Origin of the sequence: Termitidicoccus mucosus, assembly GCF_038725785.1 — a bacterium.
In the GTDB taxonomy this organism is placed as follows: Bacteria; Verrucomicrobiota; Verrucomicrobiia; order Opitutales; family Opitutaceae; genus Termitidicoccus; species Termitidicoccus mucosus.
On record NZ_CP109797.1, the window covers coordinates 86,840 to 102,402 of the forward strand.

Consider the following 15,563-nt stretch of genomic DNA (forward strand, 5'->3'; position numbering starts at 1 on the left):
CGAGACCAAGCTGGAGACCGCGGCGCGTGGTCCGAGGAGGTGCTTAAATATGAAAAGATGACAGCAGCAGATCGAGCAGATTGAGAAAGCAAAAAGCTGCTCGACGGCCAGAACGCATTGCGAACCACGATAGGCGATTGGGCCAAGGTCGTGAATGATGCGAAATCGCTCAAACTTCGTGCCGAAAATCTCACCAAGGACTGGAGTCGCGAGCCGCGCGTGGCCCTTGAGGTTGACTACGGCCAGCGAGGCATCGTCAACCGCAACGCCTTCGGCAAGCAAGTTCCGGTGAATGCCGATAGAATCCTCAAGGAAACCAATTTTGAGAAGGTTGCGAAAAAGACCGTGGAAACCCTCGAAAACACGGCCAAGGAAATGGGCGAAATAAATACGGAGATTGCCGAAACCTACGAACGCATGATGCGTCCGGGCATCGATCAGCAGGAATACGAAAACTCCGGCAAAATCGAGTCCTTGCAGGTGCGTCTGGTGAATCTGCAAGCTCAAAACCGGGATGTCCTCGCCTACCTGCAAGCCCAAAAGACCATCAATGACACCCAAGCTGCAAAGGAAAACGAGGTCAAAACGCAGGTGCAGGAATCCAACGACAAGGAAGTGAGCAACCAGCGCAATCAACTCAATGTTCAGGAGATTATTTGGTAATTATAGCTGGAAAGGCTACCGGGCCTACCTCTGGGCCTGGTTCCGGCTCTATATATTGATCTTTGCCGCCATTCTCGCCGCCATCATCGTCGCCGACGTGTTGTTGCCCGATTTCAATATATTGAATACAGTAGATAATAGCATTAAGGCAGTCCCGGAATCCGAGACAATGAACCCTGACATAACCATTGAAATACCTCCTACCTTCGAGACGGTTTTCGAGGGCAACATACGCTTCTGGATTTACGGAGTAGCCTTCATTGTCACCTTGATCGGATATTATAATCACGTCTGGAAAACCGCAGCTCGCCATCCGCGGTGCTGGCCGGAATAGGGAAGATTTCCTCTGCGTCCTGATGAGCGTTTCCATTCCGGTATGGAGGCCGCTCGTGACCAACCTCTTTATTGGCCGGCCAATACGCTCGCCGCCGAGACAGACGGTTTCAAAATCAGCGTGGTTCTGAACACCCTCAACAGCAGCAGCGCCAACTGGACGAATTGCTTGACAGCGAAAAGAATGAAGACGGCCTGATAAAAAGGCCTGTTTGTCACCACCGGCCTGGACATCGGAATCGGAGCGCTTAAAATATGATACTGCTGGCGATGAACTCCTGCTGCAATTGGTCATCAACTGGGTCACGATACCGTTCTTTATATACAAAGGCACTCGTTCCCGTCATGTTCTCCTTTATGCCGATTGCAATCTGCGCGCTCACGTGCGACGCCTTGAAGCAAAAGGCCGTGACCTATATCTGCTGGCTTTTAAGCGTTCTCGCATGGCCGCTCGGATTCACGCTCGTGGCCGGTCTCGTGCACACCCTCCTTTTGGGTGTGGGCGGCCTTGAAGCGACCAATATGGTCAAGTTCATGTTTTTGAGCAATATGGCGGGAATCGTGTTTCTCATCGGCACTCTGATGGTGCCCCGACGACTTTCTATATATCACCCAAGGCGGCACTTCGTTTAGCCCGGTCAACCAGGCTGTTTCCGCCATCCCTTATGTGGGACACGCGGCACGATAAGCATATGAAAATCCCTTTCCTGTCAAATTTTGAGAAGAAACGGATGCGGCGACCGCTTCCGATGAAGGTGTCTTCGACATCTGGCTAACCGCATTCTCTCGGTGCGGATTTTGATGATTGCCTGCCTTTTTTCATGTTCACAACCGCCCTTGGCCCGATAACCACCATCTACATCATGCGGGAGCCGCAGACCGTGGTGCAGGTGAACGGCGACGGCAGCGCGACGATTTCCCCGCAGATACGCTTCCGCGACGCCATCGCCTTCCACAAAGTGAGCGCGAATCTGGATGCGCTCGCCATGCTCAACCGAGGCCCCGAAGGGCCGACAGCACGGACATCATAGACCTCTGCTTCAACTCCGACGCCAAGGAGAAGTTGAAGCAGCTTCGATAAAAGCCCTCTTGCCGAGTTCAGCTATCACCAGAAAGCCGAAATAAGCGCGACGGACGTCATCGTTGACACGGATAACACGCTGAGGGCACGTGTTCAGGGCCAGTTGATACGAACCGGTGTGTTCAACGGACGGCCCAAGCTCGATAGCCTCAAATTTGAAATCATATTCAGCCTCTTCCGCAACCGGACGCGGCCACCAACCAAAAATATCCGATAGGCGTATGGGACTTCGACTACAAAGAATCGCGCTAGTCATCGCATTGGCGTCCACGGCGCAGGCCGCCGACCAGCCCCCGGCGGTCGAAACGCCGCCCGTGGGCGTCATGCTACTCTTGCAGGATACGACGCCCTACGAGGTCGCTGTTGGCGCCGTGCCCACCACCATCCTCATGCCCTTTCCCATCGACGGCATGGACGGGAACGCATCACCACGCAGAACACGGTCGCGCCAGTATTTCTGCAACACGAGCAGGGGACTCGGTTTTCAGTGTCAAGGCATTGCTGCACGGCACCGCTGACCTGAACGTTATCATTGGCGAGAGGGTTTACAGTTTTCGCTTCTATTATTCGGAGAACCCGACCCGCACCCTGTCTATCAGCGAGCCAAAAAAGGGCTCTTCCATCGCCCAGGCTAGGCGGATAAGCGTTACGCCAAAACGACTGCATGACATATTGAATGATGCGAAGACATACTTCGTGATCAAAAAGCAGCACCCGGAATTGCAGCGCAGCATCGAGGTCGCCGCGCCGGGAAAGGTCATCGAGTATCCCGGCTACCGCGTGGTCATCGACCAGGTGTTTCGCTTCGACCGGGATGACACCCTTGTTTTCCGCGCCATCTTCATCAACGATTCCGATGAACCGCTCCACTACAAGCCGCAGGAAGTGGGATTGCGCGTTGGGCGAAACATTTATTGGCCCAGCTTCGCGCAGCTCCCCGGCGAGATACCGGCCCGCAATCCCGCCCGTGTGACTTGGGAGCTGTCGCCCGAGATCGAAACTGTCGCCATCACCGACCCGGAGGGTCGCACGGCGGAGGTCAAAACCAAAAAGGGTGCGCTTCTCTCGCAAACAGGACGTTACAAGATTGTTGCCTCAACCGCGAAGAGACGGACCGATACGCTCTATTTCTCCATCAACTACCCGGTTTCGGCAGACGAACCAAACCCTCTTGTCGTGTCCAAGGGCGACCGGGATTTCGGCATCCGCAAGCTGACCGTCACGCAACCCGAGGCCGGGCAAAATATAGGGTATATAACCTATACCGGGACCTCGGATGGACGCCGCGCTGACATTTCAATCGACAACGACTTTCTCCTGGTCGTTGACGCACGAAAGGAAGTGAGCCAATGAGTGTTTTCGGCAGAGTCAAACGCCTCATATTCAAGCCTTATTTTGGGGTTTTGGTCCTGGTTGTGCTGTTTGGCATAATAGGATACCGCCTCTACAATGGCAGCACCGAGCGCCGTCGGTCCACTAGCGCGCCCGCCGAGAAGGCTGCGGAGGCGAAACACAGGCAGGAAGAGGCTCCGAATCAGCCGGTGGTTGCGAAATTCGGCGCGTCCGTCTCAAAATTCATCGCGCCACCCGAGGAGCCAAGAAAATCCAACCAAGACGAAGGCCCGCCACCCATACCCGAGAACGTCAAGAAGCAGCTCGTCACGGAGCCAACCCCGATTGCGCTTTATCCTTACAGGCCCGCGCCAAAAAAAGAGAGAACGCTGCAACCGGCGACCTACTACTTGCCTCCCTATCGGTTGATACGCTGCATGCTCATTTCCTCGCCGGAGACCGGCAACCCCGAGACGCCAATCATTGCCATCACACTGGAAGACACCGTCAACATCGACAAGGACGGAGCGACTCGCGTTGTCATTCCCGCAGGCGTCGAATTGCACGGGATGGGCAACCCGAATCCCGCGCGCGATTCCATCACGGCGTCAGGCCGCTGGACTTTTGTCTGGCGAACCAACAGCGAACAGAACTCCATGACGCTGTCGGTCGCCGGCACCGCCTTGACGAGGGATTACGACGAAACGCGGGGAATATGGGGACCGGATGAGAAGAAGGCGGGCATCAAAGGGCATCGCTTCCAAAGCATCAGCGAAAGCGCGGTCAAGTTGGTCCTCCTCGATGCCATTGCGGCCATGACGCGCAAGTTGAAGGATTATAATCCCGTGATAAATCCGCTGACAAACCAGACGGTGAATCAGGAGGTGCCCGGCGTCAAAAATGCCGCCTTGGAGGGCGTGGCCGGGGGTGTCGATAGGATAAGCAAGCTGCTTGACGACATGCGCAAACAGATCGACGAGAAGGGATACTATGTGGCCGTCCTTCCGGGCAAAGAATTTTATTTATACACACTGGAACCCATTGACCTTCGCCGCTCAACCTTGCCGCCAGAGGAATACAAGTCTGGCAAAGAAGAGCCGGCTCAAAAGTCCGAACCTCAAAACCAGTCCGCCGCCTAATCGCCGAGTTTTACCATGAAGACACCCAATCCATCCCCACACGCCCCTTCCCCCTCTCCCCAGGGAGAGAGGAACCCTCCCGCTGTGCGCGGCGACGGCCTTCGGGCCGCCTTTCAGGGCGCGTTCCGCGTTCCCCGTGCTCGCGCCGCCCTCGCCGGAGCATGCGCGCTTTCAGTCCTCTTTGCCGCTGGATGCGCCAGCGCGAAGAAGCCGGTTGAAGTAAAACCCGAGGCGACGCCCACGCGCATTGTATTCATGGAGCCGCCGAGCGAACAACCGCCTGTGCTGCCCGCCGAATACGAGGAGTATTACGTGGGCATGTTGCAGAGTCCAACGAACCCGGAGATGGCGTATCTGCCGGGCAAGGCCTACGTGCAGACCAAGCCGGCGCGCTTCAACCGGGCGGCGACGAATGTCGCGCCCACGGACGGCACCCCACGGCCGCAAACTCTGTTCAGCCGCGGGCCGGTGCAGACATCCCGATCTGCCGATTACCACCCGGAGCCGACTGACACCGAAGTTTCCATCTATTTTGCCAACGCGCAGCGCACTCTGGCCGGCCTTGTCGAAACGAACGACCGTCTGCAAAAACGGGTTGCCGAACTCGAGAAAGCTCAGGAGGACATCGAGGATGCCCGTGCGAATCAAGCGGCGACTGCCCTCGCCTCTACGCCGGCAGGCACCGCTGCCTTTGGCGCTAGGCTCCAAAATCCCGCCGCGGCAGCGGCGTCCGAGGACTTCGACATGCCATCGGATGCAGGCCTGACCATCATCCGTCCAAATTCGGAGTATGTGATCGAGCTTGACCCGAATTTTTTCAATTTGCCGCGCAGCTCGTCCAACAACCCTTTTGAGCAGATTTATCAGCCTCCTGTGACACTGCATGAAGCGACGCTGGTGGTTTCGGGTATCGTTACCGGTGGACGGCCGGGTGCGATTTTGAACAACCAACCCTATCTGATCGGTGAGCATTTCAAAGGGCTGACCCTGCACCGGGTAGATGCTGATACCGCCTATTTGCGGAAGGACAGGTTTCTGCTCGCCTGTCCGGTTTCAAAACGCGAACTGCGCTTGCGCATACCCTAAGCCATGCCGCTCTACCTAGCCACTTGCGTTGACGAGAACGCGAAGACCATCACCGAGACGTTGGAGGCTGCCAACGTCACCGCCTTGCGCCAGATCGTCGAGGCCAAGCGTCTGTTTCTCGTAAGCCAGCGTGAGGCCAATCGCAAAGCAGGCGGTGGCAGCACCCGGCTTTCCATGAAGATACAGCGCGACTTGTTCGACGTGATTGCCTTGCAGCTCCGCAATAATGTCATGACCGACGTCATCATAAGGAAGCTCAAGGAGAATTTCCCGAACGCGGCTGCGCGCAAGGTATTGCGCGGCATTGACCATGAGCTGGACATTTCAAGAAGCACTCTCACGGACGCGATGGCGAGATACCCGCGCAGTTTCAACGAAGGGGTCATCGAGTCGATTCGCGTAAGCGAGGGCAGCGGTGTCAAGGCCCTCGCCGAGCGATTCGCGGACTTGCGCGACCAGATTGATTTCAGACTGGAAATTCGCGGAACGGTCAAAAAGGCGCTGTCCTATCCGGCGATGATCGGGACGATGGCGTGCGGATTGCTGGCGTTCGTCATGCTCGTGGTTATCCCAAAATTGCAGGCATTGCTCACCATGCTTCACGTCCCGCTGCCGGCGCTCACGCGCGCCGTGCTTGGCGCGTCCATGTTCACGGTTAATCACTGGCCCCTCTTGCTTGGCGTGGCGGTCGGGCTTGTCGTGCTTTGGCGAGTTCTTCGCAAAGCAGAGCCGGCGGCCGTCGCGATGGATCTGGTTTTCATCCGCATTCCGGTCATCGGTTATATTATCAAGTCCCTTGTCACTGCCGAGGTGTCCAAAATATACCGGGCGCTTTATCGCGCCGGCATGCCGGCGAACGAAACGCTTCGCGCATGCGCGGCCGTAATGAGCAACAAGGCGGCGAAGGCGGCGATCAACCGGTCACGAGAAAAGCTCGAAAGCGGGATATTAAATACCGGCGATGCAGAAAACTACGCCATCACGTCCGCCTTGAGCGAGACAGGGTATTTCCCGGATATGGCCCTGACCATCATTCAAAGCGGTGAAGCGAGCGGCGGGTTGGTGGAGGCATTGGACAGTGTGGCCCAAAAATATGCTGACGAAGCCAAGACACGCATTCGCACGCTGCTGGCCGTTTTTGAAAAATTCACGATGGTCCTCATTGTCGCGGGGGTTGGCGTTATCATCGTCGCCTGCATGCAGCCCATCTTTACCATCACCCAGAATATCCGATGAAATCCATGCATCATCGCCAGAAAACTCGCGCTTTCACGCTTATCGAGATCCTTATCGTTTGCGCCATTATCTCGGGGTTGTTTGCCCTGTCCGTGCCGACCATTATGGGATGGCTGGAAAAGAGCCAGCTCGATGCCGAGACGAATGCCCTCAACGCCATCCGAGACGATGTCGTTCGGTCGTTTGATTCGACCGATTTTGCCAACGTCAACATTGCCGCGCTCGCCGGCGACGTGCCCGATGGCGTGCCGCCAACCGTCTTTACCGGCAATCCTGACGGCAGCTATCCGACGACCAGCGTGGCGGATTGGTATGCCAAAATCGCTACGCTCCGCGGGACCGGTTTTGGCACCGCCGCGCCTAGCTCCCAGCCAGCCGTGAAAGACATACTATACAATCACTATGGCCGGGCTCGTGGTTTAGTTGCCGCCGCTCCACAGGCGCGTGCGCAACGTTTCTTGCTCTTTTCTATCATGGCGCCGAACGAGCAACTTGTCATGCCGGCAAATGACGGTTCGCCAGAATGGTTCGAGGCCATCTGGAATACCGAATGGGACACGAAGGGCGGTTCGATACCGGCCTACTGGGCTGCGCGCCTCACCGCCGATCAGCAGGCCGCTTGGAACGGTTCCGCAGGCACTGGCTCGCGGCTTTATCTCATGCGTGTCATTCGCATCACGCTGCCGCGTTATGTGCTGCGCATCTCCAACAACCACCCGACCGGCAACGGCTACATTTACTTCAACAACGGGATGGGCGTGGAGGCGCCGGCAGAGTCGGGGGTGACCGAGTCTCCCGCCATCCTTGGAGGCCGGCAGATCGTGGTAAAGAAGGGTGCGGACGAGGCTTCCGCCCTTGAGACCAACCGGTTTTTGCTTCGCGACGACAGTGATGTCTTTATCCAATAGCCCGCCGCAAATTTTTGCAGCCACGAGCCTTAACAATCTTTCGGATTGCAAATCTCTTAAAATAATTTCAGCTATCCAATATGGAAAATAACGAGGACCCCCGAATTATGACTGCCAACCTGACCAAACGAGAAATAGTTCTGGAGATCTACGAGAAAACCGGATTTCCGCAAAAAGAGGTTGTCGTGACCGTTCAGATGGCACTCGACATCATCATGAGGGCTCTCGCGGAGGGCCGCAATGCCGAGCTTCGCAATTTCGGTGTTTTGGAAGTGCAAAAACGCAAGTCCCGCATTGGCCGCAACCCAAACAAGCCCGCCGAGACAGTTGTCATTCCCGAGCGCGCCGTGGTCAAGTTCAAGTCGGGCAAGATACTCAAGCAGCTTATCAAGAAAATCGACATCGCGAGGCTCTAGGCGCTTTCCCGGGACGTTTCCGGCGCGCCTGATGTTTTTGTTGATGGCGGCTGATTTTTCGGAAAATATCTCCTTGTAAATTTGGGCTATTAGGCCAATATCCCAGGCATGAAACCACTTTCCCATCCTCTTCACACTATGAAAAAGAATCTGCCCATTGCCATTGGCGTCCTCACGGTCGCCATCGCATTTATCGCGATGCGCAACACCGAGAATAAAACCGGCCAGAAAACCGAGGCTCCAGAGGTTGCGCCGGTAATCGTGCTTGCGGATCTCGCGCAACCATTGCCTGCCGCCGAAAAGCCGGAGCCGGCAATCGTGCCTGACTACACGGCGCGTTCTTTTGCGTCGGTCTTCCCCGGCATCGACACGCCGCGAAGCTGGCGCGCCTTCAAACCGGAGAGGTTGACCGTCGCGCCCATCGACGGCGCGCCGATCAGCTTCACCAGGACCGGCTATGCCGAGGCAAACGGCCGGACCTCGTGGTCGGGAAGGAACGAGGACGCGCCGCTCGCCTCGTTCGTTTTTTCCGCCAATGAAAAGGCCTGGGCGGGCGTGATGCTTTTGCCGGACGGCAGCGAATACGCCATGCACAGTCTTGCGGACGGCTCCGTTGCCGTGCGCCGGACCGCCACAAGTCCCCTACCCTGCCCCGTGGACGAATCGCACGCGGCCGACGTGAGCACCGTGGCGGCCAAAGCCGCTCATTCGGTTATGCACGACACTGGAGCGGCGGTTGCCGCCGCTGACGCCGGTCTTGAAAGGACCTATGCCTTCGATGCCGCGGAGCTGCCCACCGAGCCGGAACTCGATTTGCCGGATGCCAATGGCATTTATTACTCGGCGCTGCTGATCGCCGTGGACAAGCATTTCGTAAACGCTCTCGGTCTGCCCGTGTCGGCTACCCAGGAACAAAAGCAAGCGCAAGTTGACGTGACGTGCGCCGCCTACACCATGGCAATGAATATCATCCTGCAAAACAGTCAGGTTGACAATTTGCGTTGGGCACTCGTCGGCACGGTCATCGCCCCAGATGATTTCAGCAACCAAAGCATAAGCAGTTCACTCGATGAAATGGCCTATTTTGGGGCGAAATACCAAGATGGTTCTCCCGTCAATCCCTCTGAAAAAATGGGAGGGCCGGCTCGCCGGGAGGCCTCGAAGCTTGGTGCCGACCAAATACTCTTTATTGCCGGTGCGTATATTACCGGTGACCATGCCGGCATTGCTGTTCAGAGCGCCGACGATGATAACCGTTTTTCTCCTTATGCAACCGCTTACGATGTCTTCGGTGTCAAAACGTTTGCCCACGAGCTTGGACATACTTTCGGGCTCAGACATGACCGGGTAACTGACAATGTTCCAGATAATAATGGTAAGTATTACTATGGTTACGAATGGTATTTACCCGATTTGAATAACAATTCGGCGTTGGCCTCGAATGGCGATGTCATGTCTTATGCCGCCAATCCAGTCGCATATTTTTCGAACCCTCAGATTGAACTCAACAACGCTGATGTCGCGATGGGCCATTATCAATTCCCGGCAGGCACCTCGCGTATTGGCGTTCCTGCCAGCGAGGCGAAGGCCGCCGACGCTTCCCGCTGGCTGCGGGAAAAAGCCCGGCAGATGGCGAGCTTCCGCAAATCGCTGGTTTTTCTCTATAATCCGCCCGGCAGCACGGCCGTTGCTCCCGGCTCGATGCTGACGCTCTCCGCCCTTGCCACTGTCGGGCGCACCGATCTCGGCAATGATGACAAAATTTCGTATCAGTGGTTTTTTAATAATTTCCCCATCACCAGTATCGCCAGCGGCACCACGCGAGCGTTGACCATTCCGAGCGTGTCCGCCGCGAATGCCGGCACCTACCACGTGCGCGCCACCTCGATGGGCGAGGTCACGGTTTTGAGCACGTCGGCAGTCGTTTCCGTGACCTCTGGCCTGCCGGTCATCGCTTCTCATCCCCAATCGGTTTCCGTTGCCAAGGGCGGCATCCTGACGCTCTCCGCCAGCGTCAGCGGGTCCAACCTTGCATTTCAATGGAAGCGCAACGGTGTGGCTATTACCGGGGCCAATAGCCCGACCTACACCAAAACCGGCGTCACGGACGCCGACGAGGGCACTTACACGCTTACCGTAAGCAATGACAGTGGCTCGGTCACGAGCCAGCCGGCCACCGTGACGGTGACGGGCGGCTCGGACGGCGGCAACGACAATGGCGGTGGAGGCGGTGCGCCTGGCACTCTCTATCTCGTTCTTTTGGCTTCCCTCATCGTAATTAAATTTATCCGTGGGAAATAACATCATGCACATTACCAAAATCGGATTTTTTATCATCTTGTCTGCGGCCCTCGCCGGATTGGTTTGTTCCGGTTGTGCTAGACGCAAACCCGCAGATTTGACCGAGGCTGAAAAACTCCGCTTCCTTCGTGACGGCATGGGCTTTGATGCTTCGCTTGCCTATGCTGACGCCTTCGATGCCGTGGTGGAATGTCTGAGAGATCGAAACGGTGATACAGTGACCATAAACAAGGACGCAGGCTTGATTACCTCCATCACGGAAAAGGGCGGCGAGCGTCAGACTAGCACGTGTGTGATGGTCTCCCTCATCAAGCAGAGCGAGAAAGCCACCACAGTGCGGGTTGCTGTTGCTACGCAAACATTGGGACGGTCTTGGTTTTCATCTTGGTCGAAGCCAAAAGTCACCACGGGCGAGACCAACGAGATGGTTAAGACGTTAAACGCACGCATCTTCGATCACACTATTTCCCAACAGCTTAACCAACTCCGCGTAGCACCGATTACGTGGTAACCACCATCAACCACACGAAAGGGGATTTCTTTTAAGTTTGGGCTATTAACCTAATACGCAAATATCATGAAAATCATAAAAGCTAGAATCTTATTCCTTCTGACCACGGCCCTATCATTAGGGGCGAATTTGGCATCGGCTCAGATAGTCAACTATCAGGTTGAAATGCGTCAGGGCGGACCAAATTGGGGGGACAGATATGGTTCCCTGATGTATCATACTTCCCGACAGGAAGGAGAGGCGGCCTTGGCGGCGGCGATTGATAGCATGGTGCATCACCTTCGCTACACCTATGGTTCAAATCCGGTTAACGACAGATATATGTGCGGCTCCTGTGGAGCTGATTTGAAAGCCAAGCTTATTGCAAAAATTCGGGAATGGAAAGCCTCGCCTCCTACTTCGACTGTATCATACATGGCTATTCCAATTCATGGGCATGGCGTAACTTCAGGACACGCTCAGTCATTTTACTGGTGGCCCATGACCATCACGTATATCGCTCCATCGGAGACATGGACTCCTTTCGATGAACCGAATGGAGATAAATATTTATATAAAGATTGGTATGTGCTGGATGCTAGCAACTTGCAACGTGTATGGCGTCAGAATTGGCGAAAAGGTGAACGCTGCACCAGCGGAGCATCGCTTGGCTTAGAACGTAATGTTGAAAATTACTTCAAGGATGAACCCGAGATAAAGCCAATGGGCGATCCTTCATTTTGGGAGTATTTTGATGTCATGGTCCGCAACTGGTATGATGCCGGCGACTGGGCACCGCTGGCATCCACAGTTGCTTACGGTCAGGTTTTCACGCAAACGAAAGTTCAGAAGCAGGACTGGCAAAAGGGCGAACGATGCACGGTCGGGCCGAAAAAGGGCGAGACGCGGAATGTCATCGACTACACCAAGGAACGCCTGCAAACCCAGACCACGACCGGCCTCGCCGAGGAATGGGAGCCTTTTGACATACCGGTCGGCGGCTGGTATGACACCTCCAATTGGACACCCGACCCATCGACGATTCCCCACGGGCAGGCTTTTACGCAGACCAAAACCCAGCGCCAGAACTGGCGCAAAGGCGAGCGATGCATCGTGGGGCCGGCGCCAGGAACGGAGCGCAACGTCGTCCCCTACCCTCGCGATCAGACCATCACCCAATCGGCGACCGGCACGCAGGAGATCTGGAATCAGGTCTATTGGTGGACCGACTGGTATCCGATCACCGATTGGGAGCCGGCTGACCTGTCGAAGGTTCCCGTCAATACAACGGTCACTCAGACCATGCATTTCAGGCGCGATCAATTCATGAAGGAGGTCAGCAATCTGAACAACATCCGCAACGACCAGACTTATATACAGTCTGAATTTCGCAGCGAGACGAGGCAGGCGCAGGGGACGCAGCCATTGCCGACCGATGCCACCGTCAAGGTAAAGCCGAAGGCCCCGGAGGTCAAAGTTCAAAACTCCCAAACCAAGGGCGGCGCGCAAATCAGCGTGGAAGACAAAAAATGACATTACGCACCGTTATCAGTTCTCGCCCCTTCCCCCTCTCACTCTTGAGAGGGGAACCCTCCCGCTGTGCGCAGGGCGCGCTCCGGCGCGGCGGCTTCGCCGCATACCCTGTGCTCGCTCCGCCGAAACAACAAATATCATCATGATCAAATTGAAAGAGAATCCCGGCTTGGTTGCGATGAACGCACCTTTCATTGAGCCGATTGAGCATGGCGTCTCCATGGGCGCCTCCGACATCACGCTCTGCGCCGACATGCCCGTGATTTATCGCGTGGAGGGGCAGCTTCTGTTCGGCAAAAGACTGCCAGAGAATCATTTTAACGAACTCCACACCTTCCTTGAGCAGACCGGCGCGCGCCGTCACCTGAAAAATCACGACAGCCTCAGTTTTGACCACGATGGGAGCCGCTTCCGGCTGTCCTATTATTCCAGCGAGGATGGGGATACCATCGAGCTGCGTCTTTTGCCAAAGGCCCCGCGCCCTCTTGCCGAGCTTGGGGTCCCCGCAGGTTTCCTGAAATTATTGGACGCCCCCCGCGGTATCATCATCGTCACGGGCACGACCGGCTCTGGTAAAACGACGACCTTGGGTGGAGCCATCGACCAGATCAACTCCACGCAAAGTCATAAAATCATCACGCTGGAGGACCCCATTGAGATAAGGCACGAGAACAGAAAATCCATCGTCAAGCACCGCGAGCTGGGCAGGCACTTCCAATCATTTCCCGAGGCGATCCGGGCCGCCATGCGGCAGGACCCTGACATCATACTGTTGGGCGAGCTACGCGACCCGGAAACCATGAGCGCGGCCCTCACCGCCGCCGAGACCGGGCACTTGGTGTTCGCCACCGCGCATACCAAGGACGCTGCCGGCTGCGTGTCCCGCGTCCTCGATGCGCTGCCTGGTTCCGACGCACTGGCGTCCCTCGCTGGTTCGCTCGTGGGGGTGCTTGCCCAGCAACTCATTCCGGGCACCGACGGCAAGCGCGTGGCGGCTTTCGAGCTTTTAATCAACACGCAGGCCGTGCGCAACTGCATCCGCGAAAAACGCATTGACCACATCCGCGACGAGATCGGCCGCAACAGCACCCTGGGCATGGTCACAATGGATTACTCGCTCGAACAGCTCGTGCGCACGCGCCGCATCACCAAGGAGACCGCCCTGTCCTTTTGCATGAACCAGGCGGAATTAAAGCGAAAACTCGACCAGCTTCCCTCATGAATACTTACCAACGACTCATTATCGCCGGCGTTGCCGTCGCTCTTGCAATCACCGGCCGGGCCGTAACCCCCGACCCCGTTCCGAATTTCATGCGCGTCGGCGATCTTGCGGCCGAAGGCGCCCCTGCCTTTGGCGCCAGGCTCCAAAATCCCGCCGCGGCAGCGGCGTCCGTCACCGAGGATACCGATCCGATTGACGCCATCCTCGATGCCAGGGCGCGCCCCATCACGTTCGAGGGGACCGAGATTGCCGCCGCTTTCTACCAGTTGGGCCGCTCCTACGGGCTCAACATCAATGTTGACCCCGACGTGACCGGCACCGCGTTGCTTCGCTTCAACGGCGGCACGCTGCGCGAGCTGATCGACGCGCTGCTTGAAACCAACGACCTGTTTTGGACGCGCAAGAGGAACATGTTTTATGTGAAGCGAACGCAGGTGGAATTTTACTATATCGAATATCCCCAGGTGAACCGCACCACCAGCTCCCAGACCGCGATCAGCCTCAGCCCGAGCACGCAGTCGGGCGGCTCCACGAACTTCGCCAATAACGGCGTCAACGCCGTCCAGCTTAATAATTCTGTCAATGCCCTTGGCAACGGTGCCTATGGCATACAGGGGACAACAGGGGACTCCACTCAGTTTCAAATTTCCGAAAAAAACGAGGACACGCATTGGTCCGGGGTTGAAAATGACATCAAGAGCCAGGTGCAGAAAGATGAGAAAATTGTCCTCAACAAATTCAGCGGCATGCTGACGGTGGATACGACGCTCAAACGCCATGCATTTTGGAAATCCTATATCGAGCGACTCAACAAGCGCATCAATGCGCAGGTGTTGATTGAGGTCCGTATCGACGAGGTTGTCCTTAACAATGAGCATAAACTCGGCATCGACTGGACCCAGATTTCCACGGCCATTGAAAACGCCGCCACGGTGGGGCCGATTCAGACCACAACCGACATCACCACCATCGGCAGCCAAACGCTGGCTGGCGACACCCTTCTGGGCAATTTCAGCGTCGGCAAGCTCTCCGCCGCGTTCGCGGCTCTCCGGCAGCAGGGCGAAATCAAAACGCTTCTCAAACCGTCGATTCGCCTCCTCAACAACCAGAAGGGGTTTGTGAAGGCCGGCGACGACAAGACGTTCTGGAGTCTCTATTCCAACATCACGATCAACAACAACTCGATCACGCCGCAAACCACGACGCAGAAGATTTATCAGGGGCAGCGCCAGACTTTCGGCGTCGTTCTGCCCGTGACCGCGCAGATCAGTGACGACGGGTGGGTGACATTGGTCATCGAGCCGGCGCGCACCGATTTGAAGGGCACCGATGTTTCGCCGGACGGTGAGCAGACTTCGCCGACCACCGCCGACCAGCGCATTTCCACGATGCTCCGGCTTCGCGATAATGAATCCGCCATTATCGGCGGCCTCAGCAACGAAACCAGTGGCGAGCAGACGCGCGGGGTCCCCGGCCTCAGCGCCATCAAATTCCTTGGTTTGGGCAAACTGTTCAGGACGGATGCCAAATTTACGACGATCTCCGAACTCGTCGTGACCGTCAGCGTGAAGATTATTCAATGAGTCACAAACAACCAGCTTTTCAGTTGCCGCGCGCAAGCACGCAGACGGCGGCGCCGATGCCGCCGGTCTCGATGCAGCTCCTCAACCACAAGGCCACCGACCCATTCTGGCTTGGGCGCCGGCTGGTGGAGTTGAAACGCATCACGCCGGCGCAACTGGAAAGCGCGATCGACAACTTTCGCAAGCGCCCCAGTGACGGCTTCCCGCGCATCCTCGAAAGGCTCTCGCTCATCGACCAGA

General features: G+C 56.5%; 17 protein-coding genes. 15 read left to right on the top strand and 2 right to left on the bottom strand.

The annotated features are described in order from the left end of the window. Positions 1–150: 150 nt before the first annotated feature. Positions 151–663, top strand: coding sequence for a hypothetical protein (locus OH491_RS27995; RefSeq protein ID WP_342751158.1), 513 nt, complete (start codon positions 151–153; stop codon positions 661–663). Here the strand turns inward: OH491_RS27995 and OH491_RS28000 are convergent. Further along, positions 653–1,303, bottom strand: a complete 651-nt coding sequence (locus OH491_RS28000; protein ID WP_342751159.1) for a hypothetical protein — start codon at positions 1,301–1,303, stop codon at positions 653–655. The two genes, OH491_RS27995 and OH491_RS28000, sit on opposite strands and share 11 nt — an antisense overlap. A 50-nt stretch (positions 1,304–1,353) precedes the next feature. Between OH491_RS28000 and OH491_RS28005 the strand changes: the two genes are divergently transcribed. The 14 genes from OH491_RS28005 (at position 1,354) to OH491_RS28070 (ending at position 15,323) form a co-directional block, all read left to right on the top strand. Continuing rightward, positions 1,354–1,629 carry a hypothetical protein gene (locus tag OH491_RS28005; protein ID WP_342751160.1) on the top strand — a complete coding sequence of 92 codons (276 nt, stop codon included), beginning with the start codon at positions 1,354–1,356 and terminating at the stop codon, positions 1,627–1,629. A 188-nt stretch (positions 1,630–1,817) separates the two neighbouring features. After that, positions 1,818–2,027 (top strand): hypothetical protein, encoded by a 210-nt coding sequence (locus OH491_RS28010; RefSeq protein ID WP_342751161.1) that lies wholly within the window; start codon positions 1,818–1,820, stop codon positions 2,025–2,027. A 271-nt stretch (positions 2,028–2,298) separates the two neighbouring features. Beyond that, positions 2,299–2,595 (top strand): hypothetical protein, encoded by a 297-nt coding sequence (locus OH491_RS28015; RefSeq protein ID WP_342751162.1) that lies wholly within the window; start codon positions 2,299–2,301, stop codon positions 2,593–2,595. Continuing rightward, positions 2,576–3,430, top strand: a complete 855-nt coding sequence (locus tag OH491_RS28020; protein WP_342751163.1) for a hypothetical protein — start codon at positions 2,576–2,578, stop codon at positions 3,428–3,430. Before OH491_RS28015 ends, OH491_RS28020 begins: the two co-directional genes overlap by 20 nt. Before the next feature lie 62 nt (positions 3,431–3,492). Then, positions 3,493–4,548, top strand: a complete 1,056-nt coding sequence (locus OH491_RS28025) for a hypothetical protein (RefSeq protein ID WP_342751164.1) — start codon at positions 3,493–3,495, stop codon at positions 4,546–4,548. 15 nt (positions 4,549–4,563) lie between these two features. Then, a complete protein-coding gene (locus OH491_RS28030) occupies positions 4,564–5,634 on the top strand; it encodes a hypothetical protein (protein ID WP_145929163.1) in 1,071 nt (356 codons plus the stop codon). A 3-nt stretch (positions 5,635–5,637) separates the two neighbouring features. Beyond that, positions 5,638–6,870, top strand: a complete 1,233-nt coding sequence (locus tag OH491_RS28035) for a type II secretion system F family protein (RefSeq protein ID WP_068773292.1) — start codon at positions 5,638–5,640, stop codon at positions 6,868–6,870. After that, a complete protein-coding gene (locus tag OH491_RS28040; RefSeq protein ID WP_068773293.1) occupies positions 6,867–7,778 on the top strand; it encodes a type II secretion system protein in 912 nt (303 codons plus the stop codon). Before OH491_RS28035 ends, OH491_RS28040 begins: the two co-directional genes overlap by 4 nt. Before the next feature lie 107 nt (positions 7,779–7,885). Then, positions 7,886–8,194 (top strand): HU family DNA-binding protein, encoded by a 309-nt coding sequence (locus tag OH491_RS28045; protein ID WP_068773295.1) that lies wholly within the window; start codon positions 7,886–7,888, stop codon positions 8,192–8,194. A 108-nt stretch (positions 8,195–8,302) separates the two neighbouring features. After that, positions 8,303–10,495 carry an immunoglobulin domain-containing protein gene (locus tag OH491_RS28050; RefSeq protein ID WP_342751165.1) on the top strand — a complete coding sequence of 731 codons (2,193 nt, stop codon included), beginning with the start codon at positions 8,303–8,305 and terminating at the stop codon, positions 10,493–10,495. Between the two features lie 4 nt (positions 10,496–10,499). Beyond that, complete coding sequence (locus tag OH491_RS28055) at positions 10,500–11,006, top strand: hypothetical protein (protein ID WP_068773239.1); 507 nt, start codon at positions 10,500–10,502, stop codon at positions 11,004–11,006. Positions 11,007–11,072: 66 nt separating this feature from the next. Then, positions 11,073–12,518, top strand: a complete 1,446-nt coding sequence (locus OH491_RS28060) for a hypothetical protein (protein WP_145929150.1) — start codon at positions 11,073–11,075, stop codon at positions 12,516–12,518. Between the two features lie 142 nt (positions 12,519–12,660). Further along, positions 12,661–13,740: a type IV pilus twitching motility protein PilT gene (locus OH491_RS28065; protein WP_084442755.1), complete on the top strand. Its 1,080-nt coding sequence runs from the start codon at positions 12,661–12,663 to the stop codon at positions 13,738–13,740. Beyond that, complete coding sequence (locus tag OH491_RS28070) at positions 13,737–15,323, top strand: type II secretion system protein GspD (protein WP_068773241.1); 1,587 nt, start codon at positions 13,737–13,739, stop codon at positions 15,321–15,323. The genes OH491_RS28065 and OH491_RS28070 overlap by 4 nt, the downstream gene beginning before the upstream one ends. A gap of 19 nt (positions 15,324–15,342) precedes the next feature. Here the strand turns inward: OH491_RS28070 and OH491_RS28075 are convergent, their stop codons facing one another. Then, positions 15,343–15,555 carry a hypothetical protein gene (locus tag OH491_RS28075; RefSeq protein WP_342751166.1) on the bottom strand — a complete coding sequence of 71 codons (213 nt, stop codon included), beginning with the start codon at positions 15,553–15,555 and terminating at the stop codon, positions 15,343–15,345. Between the last annotated feature and the right edge of the window lie 8 nt (positions 15,556–15,563).

Coding starts and splice junctions, on each gene's coding strand:
- OH491_RS28045 (WP_068773295.1), top strand. CDS start 7,886: ATGACTGCCAACCTGACCAAACGAGAAATAGTTCTGGAGATCTACGAG.
- OH491_RS28040 (WP_068773293.1), top strand. CDS start 6,867: ATGAAATCCATGCATCATCGCCAGAAAACTCGCGCTTTCACGCTTATC.
- OH491_RS28055 (WP_068773239.1), top strand. CDS start 10,500: ATGCACATTACCAAAATCGGATTTTTTATCATCTTGTCTGCGGCCCTC.
- OH491_RS28015 (WP_342751162.1), top strand. CDS start 2,299: ATGGGACTTCGACTACAAAGAATCGCGCTAGTCATCGCATTGGCGTCC.
- OH491_RS28005 (WP_342751160.1), top strand. CDS start 1,354: ATGCCGATTGCAATCTGCGCGCTCACGTGCGACGCCTTGAAGCAAAAG.
- OH491_RS28075 (WP_342751166.1), bottom strand. CDS start 15,555: ATGAGCGAGAGCCTTTCGAGGATGCGCGGGAAGCCGTCACTGGGGCGC.
- OH491_RS28010 (WP_342751161.1), top strand. CDS start 1,818: ATGTTCACAACCGCCCTTGGCCCGATAACCACCATCTACATCATGCGG.
- OH491_RS28070 (WP_068773241.1), top strand. CDS start 13,737: ATGAATACTTACCAACGACTCATTATCGCCGGCGTTGCCGTCGCTCTT.
- OH491_RS28050 (WP_342751165.1), top strand. CDS start 8,303: ATGAAACCACTTTCCCATCCTCTTCACACTATGAAAAAGAATCTGCCC.
- OH491_RS28065 (WP_084442755.1), top strand. CDS start 12,661: ATGATCAAATTGAAAGAGAATCCCGGCTTGGTTGCGATGAACGCACCT.
- OH491_RS28035 (WP_068773292.1), top strand. CDS start 5,638: ATGCCGCTCTACCTAGCCACTTGCGTTGACGAGAACGCGAAGACCATC.
- OH491_RS28060 (WP_145929150.1), top strand. CDS start 11,073: ATGAAAATCATAAAAGCTAGAATCTTATTCCTTCTGACCACGGCCCTA.
- OH491_RS28030 (WP_145929163.1), top strand. CDS start 4,564: ATGAAGACACCCAATCCATCCCCACACGCCCCTTCCCCCTCTCCCCAG.